The organism is Microcoleus sp. POL10_C6 (genome assembly GCF_036701585.1).
Taxonomy (GTDB): Bacteria; Cyanobacteriota; Cyanobacteriia; order Cyanobacteriales; family Microcoleaceae; genus Microcoleus.
Map to the genome: position 1 here is coordinate 2328 of NZ_JAUBRB010000002.1, position 15602 is coordinate 17929.

11 protein-coding genes are annotated in these 15602 nt (G+C 49.8%); 4 read left to right on the forward strand and 7 right to left on the reverse strand.

Translation table 11 applies throughout. The features are described from left to right. The 3 genes from QUA34_RS01230 to QUA34_RS01240 all read right to left on the reverse strand — a co-directional run. Positions 1–1354 (reverse strand): calcium-binding protein (locus tag QUA34_RS01230; RefSeq protein ID WP_333383445.1); only part of this gene is annotated, 1354 nt, incomplete at its 3' end. A gap of 34 nt (positions 1355–1388) precedes the next feature. Continuing rightward, complete coding sequence (locus tag QUA34_RS01235; RefSeq protein WP_333383446.1) at positions 1389–4655, reverse strand: Ig-like domain-containing protein; 3267 nt, start codon at positions 4653–4655, stop codon at positions 1389–1391. A gap of 379 nt (positions 4656–5034) precedes the next feature. Continuing rightward, a complete protein-coding gene (locus tag QUA34_RS01240; protein WP_333383448.1) occupies positions 5035–7245 on the reverse strand; it encodes a recombinase family protein in 2211 nt (736 codons plus the stop codon). Positions 7246–7297: 52 nt separating this feature from the next. Here QUA34_RS01240 and QUA34_RS01245 point away from each other — a divergent pair, with 52 nt between their 5' ends. Beyond that, positions 7298–8662 (forward strand): proton extrusion protein PcxA, encoded by a 1365-nt coding sequence (locus QUA34_RS01245; RefSeq protein ID WP_333383451.1) that lies wholly within the window; start codon positions 7298–7300, stop codon positions 8660–8662. 601 nt (positions 8663–9263) lie between these two features. Here QUA34_RS01245 and rodA read toward each other — a convergent pair. The 3 genes from rodA to QUA34_RS01260 form a co-directional block, all read right to left on the reverse strand. Further along, on the reverse strand, positions 9264–10523 hold the full coding sequence (gene rodA / locus QUA34_RS01250) for a rod shape-determining protein RodA (protein WP_333327306.1): 1260 nt from the start codon (positions 10521–10523) through the stop codon (positions 9264–9266). Positions 10524–10852: 329 nt separating this feature from the next. Continuing rightward, positions 10853–11200: a VOC family protein gene (locus QUA34_RS01255; protein WP_190661613.1), complete on the reverse strand. Its 348-nt coding sequence runs from the start codon at positions 11198–11200 to the stop codon at positions 10853–10855. A 61-nt stretch (positions 11201–11261) separates the two neighbouring features. Beyond that, positions 11262–13673, reverse strand: a complete 2412-nt coding sequence (locus QUA34_RS01260) for a tetratricopeptide repeat protein (RefSeq protein ID WP_333383453.1) — start codon at positions 13671–13673, stop codon at positions 11262–11264. 214 nt (positions 13674–13887) lie between these two features. On the opposite strand from QUA34_RS01260, the gene QUA34_RS01265 reads away from it, so the two are divergent. From QUA34_RS01265 to QUA34_RS01275, 3 genes are read left to right on the forward strand one after another with little or no spacing between them, the layout of a single operon-like run. Next, a complete protein-coding gene (locus QUA34_RS01265) occupies positions 13888–14094 on the forward strand; it encodes an NfeD family protein (RefSeq protein ID WP_333036967.1) in 207 nt (68 codons plus the stop codon). Between the two features lie 29 nt (positions 14095–14123). Further along, positions 14124–14306: an NfeD family protein gene (locus tag QUA34_RS01270; protein WP_333332803.1), complete on the forward strand. Its 183-nt coding sequence runs from the start codon at positions 14124–14126 to the stop codon at positions 14304–14306. Between the two features lie 51 nt (positions 14307–14357). Continuing rightward, entirely contained in the window at positions 14358–14552 is a 195-nt protein-coding gene (locus QUA34_RS01275) for a hypothetical protein (protein WP_333383456.1), read from the forward strand. A 175-nt stretch (positions 14553–14727) separates the two neighbouring features. On the opposite strand, the gene QUA34_RS01280 is transcribed toward QUA34_RS01275, so the two are convergent. After that, positions 14728–15525 carry a class I SAM-dependent methyltransferase gene (locus QUA34_RS01280; protein ID WP_333383459.1) on the reverse strand — a complete coding sequence of 266 codons (798 nt, stop codon included), beginning with the start codon at positions 15523–15525 and terminating at the stop codon, positions 14728–14730. Positions 15526–15602: the final 77 nt, after the last annotated feature.

Here is a 15602-nt window from a genome sequence, read left to right on the forward strand (position 1 = left end):
TCCCGGCGGGGCTAGAAGGACCTGTCCCGGCGGGGCTAGAAGGACCTGTCCCGGCGGGGCTAGAAGGACCTGTCCCGGCGGGGCTAGAAGGACCTGTCCCGCCGCTAGAAGGAGTTGTGCCCTCAATGGTGAAGGGATTGTCGTTTACGCGCGGTATTTGAGCTGTAGTGAACCGAGATTCATCTAGCGAGTTCGATCGAACATCAATCAACACCGCCAAAAATTCCCCTGTTCGCCTGTCTCTAATAATCGTGTTGCTAGAATTCGAGCCTTGGCCCTGGAAAATTTCTAACTCTGTAAAGTTCAGACCCCCAGCCAGACCGATCGAATCTCCCGCATTAAAATCTCTAATTACATCAGCATCGCCGATTTCGCGGCCGCCAGTAGTGAGAAACCCGTTGCTACCAGGCGACGTGCCCACCCTACCGAGAACAAAGATATCCGATCCGTCGCCTCCTGTGAGAGTATCCGATCCGCGATCGCCCGAAAGAATATCATCCCCAGGCCCCCCAGACAAAGAATCATTGCCGTCGCCCCCGAAGATCAGGTCATCACCCTCGCCGCCGTCACCAGTATCATTACCAACACCCCCGGTGATGACATCCCCGCCCTCCTGGCCCAATAAAATATCATTGCCAGCGCCGCCGATCAGGCAGTCGTTACCCGTGTCGCCAAAAACAGTGTCACTGCCCTTGTCACCCAAAATCAGGTCGTCCTCCCCACCACCGCGCAGACAGTCATTGCCTTTACCGCCGTACAGCGAGTCGTCGCCTTCAGCACCCAAGACAATATCGTTGCCCTGGTCGCCAAAAGCTACGTCACCGCCCTCGTCGCCAGAAACCAAGTCATCGCCTTTGCCGCCCCGCGCCGTGTCATTGCCGCGCCCGCCCTCAACGATATCTTTACCAGCGCCACCGTTGAGAGAATCGTTACCGTCTTCGCCCCTGAGTAGATCGTCCCCGTCTCGACTCAGAAGCGTGTCGTCGCCGGCTCCCCCGGCAATCGTGTCATTGAACAAGCTGCCGATTAAATAGTTACTGCCCTCATTTGCGACAACTAAGCCATCGACAAAAAGTGGCTCTGGGGGAGGCGTGGGAACTGTCAGAGGTGGCCGCGGCACCGGGGTGATCGAAATGTCCGGGCCCGTCCCCATCATCGGCTCCGTCCCGGTCATCATCGGCTCCGTCCCGGTCATCATCGGCTCCGTCCCGGTCATCATCGGCTCCGTCCCGGTCATCATCGGCTCCGTCCCCGACGACGGCGTAGGCTGCGGCACCGTGCCGCCATCCAAACTATCCCCGTTCTCATCGGGTAGCCGCCCTTCGAGAAAAATTAGTGGTACTGCACTTGGCATTGTTCCGACTCCTTGCGACGCTACTCAAAAACTACTAAATAAACTTAAAGTCAGATGCAGTAATGACGGTGCTGAGCGCTCCCGGCACTGTAGGAATAGAATTCAACACTGCCAAATCGAAAGCTGGGAGACTGTCATCTGCCACATTCGGGTCGAAGCCGAGAACGTACTTGTTAAAAGTATTGTTCAGGTACACGAAGAAAGCTCCCGTTTTGCTCGAACCGTTTTGATTTTTCAACACTGCATTTACTGCTTGAGCGTTGTCAAATTTAGATTCAAACAAAATGACTGATTGCTTGCTGATGTCGTCGCCGCTAGACCCGATATTCCTGACGATAAAACTGGTGAAATCGAGAGTAGTTCCTGAGTTGGTTAAACCTGCGAAATTTGACGACCTGAACAAAAATCTGTCGGTCTCGCTACCGTTAGCGTTAAAGTCAGCAATCACGTCCACGCCTTCGCTGGGAGTTTCGTAGTAGAAGAAATCATTGCCCGCATCGCCCGTGAGCAAGTCAGAACCGTTGCCACCGCCCACAATGTCATTGCCTGCACCGCCGGACAGCGAGTCGTTGTCATCGCCGCCCAATACCAAGTCATTGCCGAAGGCGCCGCTGAGACAGTCGCTGCCGGCACCGCCGTCGAGAGTGTCGTCGCCCGCTTGGCCGTCGAGGGAGTCGCTGCCGGCCTCGCCCAACACGTAGTCATTGCCCGAACCTCCGAGTCCCGTGTCGTTGCCTTGTCCACCCAAAATCGTGTCATCGCTGTCCCCGCCGGAGATGGAATCGTTATTGATACCGCCGTCGAGCAAGTTTCTGCCCAGTCCACCGTCGAGGATGTCGTCGCCCTCACCGCCGTCGAGGGAGTCGTCGCCAATGCCACCAAGTAAGGTGTCAATCCCGCTGCCACCAAGTATCGAGTCCTCGCCGGATTCTCCCAATATCGAGTCATTGCCTGTTCCGCCGTCAATGGTGTCGTTATTGTCACCGCCCAGGAGGTTGTCATTGTCATTGCCGCCGAACATCAGGTCGTTGCCCAGTCCGCCGATCAGCGAGTCTATGCCGTCTTGGCCGTCAACAGTATCGTTGCCCAGTCCGCCGTCAAGGGTGTCGTTGCCGATCGCACCCACCACCGAGTCGTTGCCTGCTTCACCGAATACGACATCATTGCCGCCATTACCATCGATGATGTCGTTGCCGTCGCCCCCAGATAGGGTATCGTCGCCGGCCCCGCCGAGGATGAAGTCGCTGAGGTTGCTGCCTGTAAATGTGCTGGCCGGGAGTGCACTGCGATCGACAATATTATCTACCACCGTGATGCTGAAGGATGCCGGCCCGATAGTTGCAGACCCGTCGGAGGCTGTAAAGGTGAAACTGTCGCTGCCACCTTCTGCCAGCAAGTTGTATTTGACGATGTTGTTGTTGATATCGTCTTGGCTGAATTTGCCGCCGACGTTGAGAAAGGTGCTACCCCTTTGGACAAAACCTCTGGTAGCATCGGGGGCTTTAGTAATCGTGTAAACGATTTCCAAGGGGCTGTTGTCGGGATCTGTGACTAACAAATCGGCGGCAGTAATTGTTTGGGTAGGATTACTTTTGGCAACCACCACACCGTCGTTAATTATTAGCTGCGGCGGGCTACTGACGTTGATGGTTACTACCGCCTTACTTGTGCCGCCGCTGCCGTCTGAGATCGAGTAGCTGAAGCTGTCAGTACCCGAGAAGCCCGGATTCGGGGTGTATTTGAATACGCCGCCGCCCACGGGAACCAGGCTCCCTTTGCTTGCTGGAGCAAAAGTCGTGACAGTCAGAGCGCTTTGTTCCTGGTCAGTGTCGTTCAACAGAACGTTGAAACTGAGTTCTTGACCCGCAACCGTGGTGAAGTTGTCGTTAACTGCTCTTGGAGGTTGGTTAAAGATAGGCGTCGGCGGTGTCGGCGGCGTCGGACTTCCTGTCGGCGTCGGACTTCCTGTCGGTGTCGGCGACCCGGGGAACATCGGCACCGGCTCGTCTGGCGGCGTTGGTGTCGGTGTTGGCGTCGGTGTTGGCGTCGGTGTCGGCGTCGGTGTCGGCGTTGGTGTCGGACTGTTTGTCGGCGTCGGTGTCGGCGTTGGTGTCGGGGTCGGCAGGGGAAGCGGAGTTGCGCTGCCGGGAACTGTGGGGGCAATTACAAATGAGCTTCGCCCTAGGGTTCTGCTGTCTACTCCGGGCAATACTGCTAAAAAGTCGCCGCTGACGCCGTTGCGAATAATCGTACTGCCGGCTTTGGTCTCAGTGCTTTGGAAGATTACCAAATCTTCAAACTTGAGGTCGCCACTTAACCCGATTAAATCTTCGCCTTGGCGAAAGTCTGTGAAAATGTCGGCATCGGCGAGATCGGGGCCGCCTGTGGTGATAAATGCCGCGTTAGTGCCGTCGCTGCTGCCGCTGGGGGAACTGAATGCACCGATGACGAAGACATCTCTGCCTTCGCCTCCTGCCACTACGTCTTTGCCTGCTTCGCCCCAAATAACGTCGTTGCCAGCACCGGCGTCCACGATGTCGTCGCCCTCACCGCCGAATACTATGTCATCGCCGTCGCCGGCAAAAATTGTGTCCCCGCCGGCGTTTCCGTAGAGCCAGTCGCCTCCTTCGTTGCCAAATAGCAAGTCTTCGCCGTCGCCACCGAAGAGCGAGTCGTTGCCTTGGTCGCCCCACAGAATGTCGTCACCTCGATCGCCCAAAAAGCTATCGTCGCCAGAGCCCCCACGCAAGCTGTCGCTGCCTTTGCCGCCGTAAGCCGTGTCTCTGCCTTCGCCTCCGATTACCGTGTCGTTGCCGTCATTGCCATACAGCAGGTCGGGGTTATTTCCCCCGTCGAGGGAGTCGTTGTCTTTGCCTCCGTACAGGGTATCCAGTCCTGAACCGCCATCAAGAACGTCGTTGCCCTCATTGCCGAACAGCACGTCGTCATCGTCGTTGCCAAATAGTAAATCGTCGCCTCCGACTCCTTGCAAGGTGTCGTTGCCTTGCAGCCCGGAAATCACGTCGGGGCCGGGACTGCCAGCTAAGGAGTCGTTGCTTTCTGTGCCGCGGACTACGCCGCCGATGATTGCGGGCGACGTACCTTGGCCTCCGCCCAATGTGTCGTCTATGCCGCCAAAGGTGTCGTCCCCGGAGGGAGGTGGTGTTGGTGTTGGAGTCGGAGTTGGCGTCTCTGGTGTCGGCGTCTCTGGTGTCGGCGTCTCTGGTGTTGGCGTCTCTGGTTCTGGTTCTGGTGTTGGTGTAGGTTCTGGTATAATTACTAATGGCACTGCACTTGGCATTATTTTGGCTCCTTTAAACGACGATCCCGATTAACTTTAAGAACTGATTAGTATCAGTTTGTTGCCACAAATCCGGCTTAAAATTGATTAATAACCCCATCATTTCTAACATACTAAATCAAAACTGCAACTGCTATAGATATTTTTTAAGCTGGGCATCTTTTGATCCCAAAATATTAATGATTGCACGTTTTGATGCCTAGGTTGGGTATACTTTAATATCGCGCCATTTCGATAGAACCTAGAAGTCGCGCTTGGAGTCAGCCCAGTGTATTTATCCAGAATCCGAAAAAATAAAAATCTTCGCCGTCATAATTTTTTCTTCCCAAATGTCGAATGCTGAATACAGATGTGCCTCTTGCCTGCAGAAGCGAATGCCTTATGCTGACTGCTGACAAGAAACAGAGCTGTTAATTAGGGGCAGAAGCGGCCCGGTTTGTTCTTGTCCACTGACGGATAGTTCGCTGTGGCACAGGTAAAGCAGGGAACAGCGACTTAACAAATCTAGCAGAATTCGCCGCAGTCGCTGTTGGTCGGCCGCTGTTTCCTCTTCGGTTTCCCAGGGACGCCCCAGTTGCGATCGCAAAAATAAGGGAGCACCAAACAAAGTCGCCGCACCGCCACTCAGCCACAGGGGCGAGCCGGCATCCAGCCAAAAGTGCCATTTGTGGGCGCGGCGGCTGCTGCGGTACTGGAAGATGTTGGCGAGGGTGACGGCTCTGGCTGCTGGGCCTTCTGGACGCACTGGAAAGGGGTTGGCGGTGACGGTTCCTTGGCGCAACAATTGGATGAACCGGGCGATCGTTTCTGAGTCGCCACCGTTTGTTGGTTCAACGCGCTGCATTCGCCCGTTGATTTCCCAGTAGTGGGTGGCGGTTTCCATTAACTCGCGCAGGGCTGCTAGCCGATCGTAGGGCAGGTATCTGTCGTTCATGAGAAATTTCTGGATTGCTCGATCGAGTAGGGCAATTGGACTCGGCAACAGCCGCTCCTGCTGTTGCGATCGCTGTTGTTCGATCCACTCGACAATGTGCTCGTAGGCCCTGGCTGCTCGGTGTCCCAGTCTGTCCCACCGGGGAAAGGCTGTAATTGGCAGCAATTGAGGTTGATCGATATCTGGACAAAAACAGTGATCTGCGATTAAACCTGCTCTCACTTGGTCGATCGATTTTTGATTGTGAATTTGAGATTTTAGATTGAATGTCGAGTTGGAATCTTCTGTTTCCAATGAAGGGTGTTTCTGGCTACCTAAAATTACCAGCATTTCGGCTGCGCCGTCTCGATCGACTAAACGGCCGAGTCCCGGATAAACTAACGCTAACAAAGTGAGTAAAGCTCGAATCTCTGGGGTAGTCGAGAGCGGCCGCTGATCGTTGAGAGATACGGCGGCAATATTATCTCGCGCCAGAATTTCCGTTAAACTGTAACGGGCGATCGCATCCATCCCAGGGGCAATTACGGCGATTTCCTGCGGTTCCACGCCTTGTGACTTCACCGCATCGACGATGATTTCGGCGGTTTCTCGCAGCAGTTGAGCCCGGGAAGTGGTTTGGAGCGATCGAACTTTACCGGGCAAACTCAAGCCTAAAGGATAAAAACCCTCAGAATTAACTGCTAAACTTACCGCTAAATCTCCAATCTCTGCTGCTAAACCCGCTTTTGCGTCCAAATTTTCCACGCTTTGACAGCGGTCTTCGAGTTGGGCTAGGTATTCCGTGTCAGCCCCCAACCCCAAACGCACTCCTCCATCTGAATTGTAGGAGAACGCCCCCGCTGCACCTTGGTCGAGCATTCGATCGAACAAATGGCGACTTATCGCCGGATAATCGTCAACATCGTCTGCGATCACAGCTTGGTATCTAGAGGCTAAATGCTGCTGATAACTGACATCCGGCAACAAATAGCGCCAGTAGAGTTCGCAAACAATCCCGTAAGTCAGGAGCCCCCGCGTCAAGCACCATTCCCGCCACCTTTCCAGCAACTCTCCCATGCTAGTCCACAGGTGGGTCGAGCCGCCCTCCCCAGCAAATCCCTGTTCTAGAATGCTGGGAATCTCTTCTCTCGGTGTACCGCTGACAGCAGCAAGTTGTAATAAGTCTAGTGTTCGACGCACCATTCGGTTTGGACTTACCCCTGTTTTTTGCAAAATGCCTTCGTCTAGTTCGCGACGCCAGAGTCTCGCGGCAAGTTCCAGTTCTGTTTCAGGTTGCAGTCGCAAGGGAAATTGAGCCCTCAAATCCAGCGACTGAACTAGCAGGGGCCAAAATAACAATACCTCCTGCTCAAAAAAACCGAAGGGTGTGGTGGAGTGAAAGGTATATTTTCCTTGGGTAGCGACGGCGATGCGATCGGCTAATTCTAGCCGGTTGTCTCCGTTAGCTGCTAAGACTAAAATTGCTGGGGCAGTTTGTCCAGCCCGCCGCCGCCCGGAGTTCGATCGCCCTGAAACTGTTGTGGGCAGGGGCTTGACAGTTTTGCTCCATATGCAGAACTGCTCGACTAAACGAGTGGTTTTGCCGCTGCGGGCAGATCCGACAATCCAAATTGAATCCTCGCTGGCTGTTCTCAGTTCATGTAAATTTGTTACCATACCGTGAATACTTTAATCACTAATGTCTACAGCAAACTAACCAGCTTTAGCTATGAATACTTCTCCGTGGAACAGGATGGTAAAATATCTCTACAGCCTTCACCAATGGTATCGAGAAACCCCTGAGAGGGCCCTAGAACAGGCCTACGATGCTGCGTTAGCAATTAAGGCGATCGAAGACGAGCATTTTGGCGGCCAAGGAATCTCTGAGCGATCGGGAGATTACGGACAAAGCACCCTGTCTTACTTTAAATCCGAACTGGAAAAATACCTCAAGGTTATTCAAACCCGAATGGTTGAGTTTAATGCTAGCCGTTCTTTTTTGGAACTGCCGGAGCGAGTGGGAGCTAAACCCAAAACGGGGCACAGCGCTGATTATCACCAGCACGGATTACATCTCAACAATAAAGATAGAGAATCCCTTATATTTGAGAAGCTAGAGTTTATTGATGGAGTCATCGACAAGTATATTAATAATAGTAGATCAACGGCAATTGTTCCGGTTGTCAGTTCAGTAAATGTGCAGACAAAATCTACAAATAGCAGTTCTCCACCTGACTCCAAAAATAAAGGTTCAGCTAATTCTGTTCACATTCACGATGGTGAGGTTGACACTAACTATGAAGAAGTCAATTTATTACCGCGATCGCTTTTGGGGACTTTGAATCGAATCACTAAAGATTTAGACCCTGGAGCTGAAAAAGAAGTAGTCAAAAATTTTCGCAATTCCAAAGTCAAAACAATTATTTCTCTCAGATTTATTTTGCTTTTGATTTTGGTTCCGCTGTTGACAAATCAAATTTCCAAAAACTTTCTTGTCGGCCCGATAGTTGACCATTTTAGAGGTCAAGAAAAGGCCCCACTTTTCATAAATGTTAACCTCGAAGAAGAAGCATTCCAAGAACTGGAGAGATTTGAGCAGAACCTCAAATTTAAAAGGTTAATAGGCGCTGCTCCGTCGCTTTCTTTAGAAGAAACGGAAAAGAAGATTGCCGAGAAAGCAGTTGAGCTAGCGGAGGAATACCGCGCTGAAAGTGGTGGAGCTATTAAAAATATTTTTGCCGATTTGATTTCCTGCATGGCATTTGTCGCGATTATCGTCACTAACAAGAAAGAGATTGAGATTTTAAAGTCTTTCATGGACGATGTGATTTACGGCCTCAGCGACAGTGCGAAAGCTTTCGTAATTATTTTGTTTACGGATGTGTTTGTCGGATTCCACTCGCCTCACGGTTGGGAAGTAATTCTCGAAGGTTTATCGAGGCATTTGGGACTGCCAGAAAATAGGCAGTTCATATTTTTGTTCATTGCAACGTTTCCAGTGATCTTGGATACGGTATTTAAATATTGGATATTCCGTTATTTAAACCGGAGTTCGCCTTCGGCAGTTGCTACGTACAAGAATATGAACGAGTAATCAGAGGCGAAGGAAGTTCGGCAACGGATTCGCTTTCTTCGGATGTAGCGGATGTAAAGGATAGAAGGAAGTTCGGCAACGAGCAATGTACGGGATGTAACGGATGTAAAGGATAGAAGGAAGTTCGGCAACGAGCAATGTACGGGATGTAAAGGATAGAAGGAAGACGGAAGTTCGGCAACGAGCAATGTACGGGATGTAAAGGATAGAAGGAAGACGGAAGCAGGAAGACGGAAGAAGAAAAAAAGATGTAATAATAGCAATGGTTTCAGGCATTAATAACTTGCTGAGTAGGGCGTCCACTGCACACTGAGTGGCTTACCCATAGCGCACAAAAGCATTTATTGTTTGCGTCAGGAGTGGTTTAATTAAGTTGATCTACTTAAGCTGTTGGGTCTCTAAATTTTATTTGGGGGCGGGTTCTCGCGCGCACCCCACAAGAATTTTATCAAACTTGACAGTCATCAAGGCTCCGCTCAGGAACCGTAAAATTTAGATGCGCCTTGGCAGATGGAAAAAAAATGCGATCGCCCGCAGAATTTCTCGAAAGAAATCAAAAGGGCGATCGCATTCCCAAAACTCATTAGCCATTACCAATGACCTAATTCCAACGCTTCTTGCGCTGTCGCTGGCTGGCCACCGCCTCCACCAGCCCCAGGGCGAGAAAATTACTCAGCAGCGACGCATTCCCGTAACTTAGGAAAGGCAGCGGAATGCCCGTAACCGGAGCCAAGCCAATGTTCATCCCAATATTGACGAATACCTGAAAAATCAACATTGACAGTACGCCGATTGCCAGCAAAGAACCAAAATTATCGTTAGCAGTTTGAGCGATCGTCACCAACCGGAAACAAATTATCCAGAACACCAACAACACGCTAATACAGCCAATAAAACCCAATTCTTCGCCAATAGCTGAAAAGATAAAGTCCGTATGCTGTTCGGGAATAAAGTTAAGCTGAGTTTGCGTTCCCTGAAACAAACCCCGGCCCTTTAGTTCCCCAGCGCCAATAGCAATCCGAGATTGAATCAAGTGATATCCGCTGCCTAAAGGGTCTTTCTCGGGGTTTAAAAACCCTGTCAGTCGCATTTTTTGATAATCCTTGAGCACATTCCAAAAAATATGTCCGAGGTGTCCAGAAACAACGTTCACCAACACAGCACCGAAAGTGCCTAACCAGGGCCAAGGCAGGGTTCGCCAAGCAATAATACCGGCAACAACTACCCAGGCTATCCAAATCGGTGTAGACAGGTTATTGAAGAGAACTGAGATGAGAGGAGAGAATAGCAATATTAGCCAGCCGGGATTGACATTACCCCAGTAAAACATCCCCATTGTGATTGCGCCGAAGACTAAGGAAGTACCTAAATTTGGTTCGGCAAAGATCAATCCCCAGGGTACAGCCATAATCGCCAGCATCCTCAACATATTACCCACCGTGGGGACAGTCTTGTCGTGCAGGAGAGCTGCTAAAGTGACAATCATGCCTACTTTGGCAAATTCTGAGGGTTGCAGGTAGAAGCCGCCGATGTTGATCCACCGCTGGGCACCGAGCCCTGTAGTACCGATAAACCGCACTGCGATCAGGGACAAATTGATTAATATGTAAATCAGCCATTTCCACTCAAGCAGTATTTGGTAGCGACAGCGGGAAATGATGATGGCGAGGAACAAACCGACTGCCCCAGTTACCCAGTGCCGCCACCAGTCGATCAGCCCTTGGTTGATTTCGACGCTGCGGATCATGACTCCCCCGAAGATGGTGAGGGCGATGCAAGCGCCAAACAGCCAAGGGTCTGCTTCTTCCCAGGGTTTGAAAATTGATTTCCAGCGGTTTCTGACTTGTATTCTCTGCAACATGAGGATTTTAGATTTTAGATTTTAGATTTTAGATTATCGAGCCGATTTTCGGAAGTTGTGGATATATTTCGGATTCACAGCCTGCACCTTACTTGAGAAGCCTCGGTGTTAGTACCTCAGATTATTCGGGGAGTTGTAGGGATGTTCCGGGAACGGAAGAAGGAACGCCCAACCGGGTATCTGGATATTCTATTTTTTTCTGGGCGCTTACTTAATTTAGTTCGCCCACGTGGTCAGAAACCGGGTTTTTGTCGATAAGACGCACTGCAAATCGCAGAAACCGCTAAAAACCCGGTTTCTTGGGTTTTGATCCGCAAGTCCGAGAATCGTCAGGCCGGTTCGTAAAGATATTCAAAACCGTTCCCATCTGGATCTCTGCCGTAAAAAGATGCAGTACCGTCGCGGTGTTCGTGAATGTGGGTGACGGAAACACCATCGGCTTTGAGTTGTTCGTAGGCGGATTCCATTTCGGTACGATCGTCAAATACAAAGCCAAAATGCGGCCCTGCTTGGTCGTAACTCGGACTCAACAGCGCCAATCCGTCCTCTCCTGCTTTCAAATAAGCCCAGTCTGCATCTTTCCAGACTAACTCCATACCCAAGTTGCGGTAGAATTCAGCAGACTTCTCTATGTCTTGCACGCAGACGGCTACGTGTCCCAATCGTTTTAGTTTCATATCTACAAAGTTTATGGTTGTTCTTTCATTTATTGTATCTATTTTCTGATTTGTTGCTCGATTAATTAGGTATTTTTTCTGTTTTTTTTGTTGCGGCTAACTGTACTTTTTCTACTTGTTTGCTAGCGTCCATTTCGCTGAACAGTTGAATGGCGCGCTCAAAATTTTCTTCACTTTTCTCGGTGTTACCAAGTTTTTGTTCTGTTAGTGCTAGTTGATAGCAAGCTTCGGCTCGGTCTAATTTAGCGCTGGCTCGATCGAGTATTTCTATTGCTCCTGCATGGTGCTGCAGGGCATGGTCAAATTCTCCCTGTTCTCGGTACAGCGCTGCTATACCGCTGAGAGCTTTGGCTTTGATGGTGCTGTACTGGTTTTGGTCGGCTTGGGCGATCGCTTGGCGGTACAAACTCAAAGCTTTCTCTGTCTCTCCCAGGTTTTGATAGGTGGCGGCGAGAAAAACTAACTTGTATCCCGTACCCACCAACTGACTGTTTTCCCGATCGGCATAAAGTTTTTCGGCGAGTTCTTCCGCCTCTTTTTTTGCTCCCACACAGGAGTTGAGGAAAGCTAACCCGACATTGATCGAATAGCTATTAATCCCGATTTCGTCCCGCGAAGTTTTCAGCTTGACAAATATCTCCATAGCTGATTCTAATTCGCCCATTTCTATTTGACAAAAACCTATATTAATTGCAGCGTTAACTTTCCAGAATTCGAGATTAGCTTGTTTGCCGTTTTCCGGGTCGCTGCTTTTCGCTAGAATTTGCAAAGATTTAGTGGCTTTTATTTCTGATATTTGATGGCATTCTATGGCTTGATTTATTTCGCCTAAGATCCGGTAACAAATGCCTAAAATACTGTATAAGCCGCTCAAATAATAATCAGAAGTCACATTGTTGACGATGCGAGTAGTGGCTGAAATTATGGGCTGCAAGAAACCTAATTTGTAGAGCGCTCTACCCAGCTTGTAATCTTTGGCAAACTGGATATTGATTTTTTTGAGGATGACGCTAGCGGCCTGGTCGAAACAGCTAATTGCCACATAATGATAGTAAGCTTCAAAAGCTTTCAGCGCATCTTCTACCGTTTCAATATTTTCAACACTCTCTGTCCAGAACTCGGCGGCTTTGCGGTTTGCAGTCTCCCAGTCTCCGGGGGAGAGCCGATCGACCGCTTCTTCGCGCATTGCTGGATGCAGCCAGTATTCGCCCTTCTGAGACTCGACTAGCGATCGGTGCAACAGCGATTTAATGATTTGTCGCCGTCCGGCTTCGGGCGCGTCCCACAGCAAACACAAAAGTCCGTCAGTAGGGACTGTCGGCACATCTTGATAGCGGTAACAGCCCAAGCGACACAGGAGTTGATAGGCTTCCGAATCGAGTTCTTGCAGGCGGTTAAACTGACTGGTAACTAAATTTTTTAAGTCTGTTTCAAGGAGCGGATCTTCACTGTTTTCTAGCCAGTAAGCTGCCATATCTCCGTCAAAATCTTCTCGGATCGTGCCACAAATAATGCCCATTGCTTTGGCATTACCGCCGTAAACTTTGTGCATTTCCTTGAGGGCGACATCATCTATATTGATGTTGCGACAGCTAAAAAACTGCCGCCAAACTTCAACTTCCAATCCCGGAAGCAAGTAGTGTTCGACGGTTACATCTGAATCGCACAGTCGATCGCGACTGGTAATCAGCGTTACCGACTGCACCGCTGCGTCAGCCAAAACTCGCAACAGTTCCACGTAAAGCCGGTGCGGTTCAATAAACTTACCTTGTCCGTCGAGTGCGGCTTCCAAATTGTCAATTAATACGCCGACTTTGTGAGTCTGAAGCTGCCGTTTCAACCGCCCCAAGGTGACGCCAAAGTCGGGCCCTGGTTCTTCCTGAAAGTCTTGCTTGAGCCATTCTTCGATCGCACTTTCCAATGCTGTGATATTCTCTGTCTCTTTTGCCATCAACAGTTCAATTACTCGATCGAACCCTTGAGATTTGAGATACTGTCTGGCCAAAGTTGTTTTGCCGATACCGCCGGCACTTTGGATGACAATCACTTTTGCACCTTGGGCGACAAGAGTATTGAGATCTTCGATCGCCCCTAAGCGGCCCAAAAAATTCGGGTTTTCGATTTCCAAATCCGCATCAAGTCCGAGAGATACTTGGGCCGGAACAGTTTGTCCCGACTGCGGTTCAAGTTTCGAGTAGCTGCGCCAATACCGCTCTACAACCGCTTGAAGGTTGTCTCTTTTGACTTTTTCTCCTTCTCCAAACAGCGCTGAAAGCCGCTTCCACAAATTAGAGGCAGCATCCTTAACAGTCCCTACTCCATACCCTTCACTATCTGCAACCTGTTGGTACGTCCTGCCTTGCACGCCTTGCCAAGCTTCGCGAAAGATCGCGCTGTCAAGGTTGTCGAGAGTTTTCAGGTTTCGAGCCACAAGTAACGAGTTGGTAAAATCCAGTGCACGATCGGCTTCCATTTAGTCACCAGGTTTAGCGTTACCCATCTGAGACAACTTTAACAGACTTTTTCCGACTCGCTTACACCCTCAAACAGTGGACTTGTATAGACTTTTACCGACTGACACGGCCGAGGTTGGCCGGGGATACTGTTGAGTGTGGAGGGGAAGTTGACAAACAAGCTTCTAACTTACACACAGATCGAGTCGAGTTTATATTCTGGAGCAAGCAGCTATGTCTATTAACGATGTTGAAACAGCGATCGTAGATGAACAAATCCGCCCTCAAGAATGCGGCCGGGTTCGTTTCCAAAACAGTTGGTGGCCGGCGAAGTGCGATCGAGACATGACTTTTGAACCCGGTGAGGTGGTTCGCGTCGTGGGAATTGAAAACATTACTTTGATCGTTGCAGCGTCGTTTGCGATCAATTCTGAAAGTTAAGGCAAATATATAATCAGGAGAAAGTAATCATGACTGTCAGCCATTTAGAAAGAGCGATCGTTGAAGAAGAAATTAAACCGAATCAGTGCGGCAGCGTGCGATTTCAAAGCAGTTGGTGGCCAGCCAAGTGCGTTCGAGAAATAACTTTGCAACCCGGTGAAGTTGTTCGCGTCGTGAGACTTGATAACATTACTCTGATAGTTGAAGCGTAGTTGGGAAACAATCTGGAGGGGGGGAGTTATCGGAGGCTAGAAAAAATAAATTTGCGATCGCGTTTCTATTTCGATACATTTCTCTTCAAACGGGCGATCGCACTTCTCGCCTCTGTTAATTTCCCGATTCTAGAATTTGACCTCAACCACAACTCGCCGCTGACAGTCGCCAGTCCGCCAGACCGCCAGGGAATGAATTCCCTGTCTACCTCGCTCAGAGGACTAATGAGTTTTTCAGTCCTCTGAGCGAGGACTTTAGCTTTGAGGCAGGGGTTTCAACCCTTGCCGGACTGCGGGTTTAACCTAGTTGTTGACACGAAGAAGGACACGGCAATGCCGTGTCCCTAATTACGCAAAGCCTATGTGTCATGCTGAGGGAAACGAAGCATCAAGCCAGATGCTTCGCCCAAATGCCTAAGTCCTATTTTTCATAACGAACTAGAAGATGCCAGAGAAAAATATCCGGGTCGTCATGAGCTATCATCTCTTTAAACATGGAAACAAAAGGCTCATAGTCTAAAAACTGCATCTCCAAACTGAGTTGTTTTAATCCCGCTTCTTTAAAGATGCGATTTAACCGCAAGGGAGTGTAATAAATCTGGGCCTCTTGCCACTCAGCATCCCAAACTTTATTGCCGTAGACATCGATATATCCCTCTGTAACACAGTGAGCGTGTTTGCGACTGAAATAGGCAATTTCTAAGAAGCATAAGGTGGTTGGAAAATATCCGTATATCTTGCCACCTGGCTTGAGAACCTTTCCAAATTCCCGAATCATCTCGCGATTGGTTTTATCCTCACTGGAAACCACGGAATTTGCGAGTAGGACGTAATCAAATTTCTCGTTCCACTCCGGTTTTTGTTCGGTGATTCGCGTGGAGTCTACTTGCTCAAACACGATTTGCTGATTGTTGAGTCGGGAATCTCCATCTGCTGTTTTCCAGTGTGCTTGTGCTTTTTCAATGGCTGTTTTGGAAAAATCGGTACAGTAGACTTGTCCAATTTGGGGGCAAAATTCTAGTAAAGTTTTCTGAAGATAAATTTCCGAGCCGCAACCGGGAATTAGGACTTTGATGTCAGGCGAGTTGGGAATATCATAGCCGGGAGAACGCTCTGGACGGATTAGGGTTTTGCAGATTTTGGGGTCTTGGGTGATGCTGAAAGCGGTGTTGGTATAATCTTCGTGGCTTTTATCTCCAGAGAGCTTTCTCTTCTTCAAGAGATTTCGAGCCTAGGTTAGGAGAAGAGGGAATTAGCCATTTGTAATCATTTGTGCTGGTCATAATTTTTAACTCC

Excerpts from the sequence above, each read along its gene's own strand:
- QUA34_RS01265 (WP_333036967.1), top strand. The coding sequence starts at position 13,888 with ATGTCTATTAACGATGTTGAAACAGCGATCGTAGATGAACAAATCCGC.
- rodA (WP_333327306.1), bottom strand. The coding sequence starts at position 10,523 with ATGTTGCAGAGAATACAAGTCAGAAACCGCTGGAAATCAATTTTCAAA.
- QUA34_RS01240 (WP_333383448.1), bottom strand. The coding sequence starts at position 7,245 with ATGGTAACAAATTTACATGAACTGAGAACAGCCAGCGAGGATTCAATT.
- QUA34_RS01235 (WP_333383446.1), bottom strand. The coding sequence starts at position 4,655 with ATGCCAAGTGCAGTGCCATTAGTAATTATACCAGAACCTACACCAACA.
- QUA34_RS01270 (WP_333332803.1), top strand. The coding sequence starts at position 14,124 with ATGACTGTCAGCCATTTAGAAAGAGCGATCGTTGAAGAAGAAATTAAA.
- QUA34_RS01245 (WP_333383451.1), top strand. The coding sequence starts at position 7,298 with ATGAATACTTCTCCGTGGAACAGGATGGTAAAATATCTCTACAGCCTT.
- QUA34_RS01260 (WP_333383453.1), bottom strand. The coding sequence starts at position 13,673 with ATGGAAGCCGATCGTGCACTGGATTTTACCAACTCGTTACTTGTGGCT.
- QUA34_RS01255 (WP_190661613.1), bottom strand. The coding sequence starts at position 11,200 with ATGAAACTAAAACGATTGGGACACGTAGCCGTCTGCGTGCAAGACATA.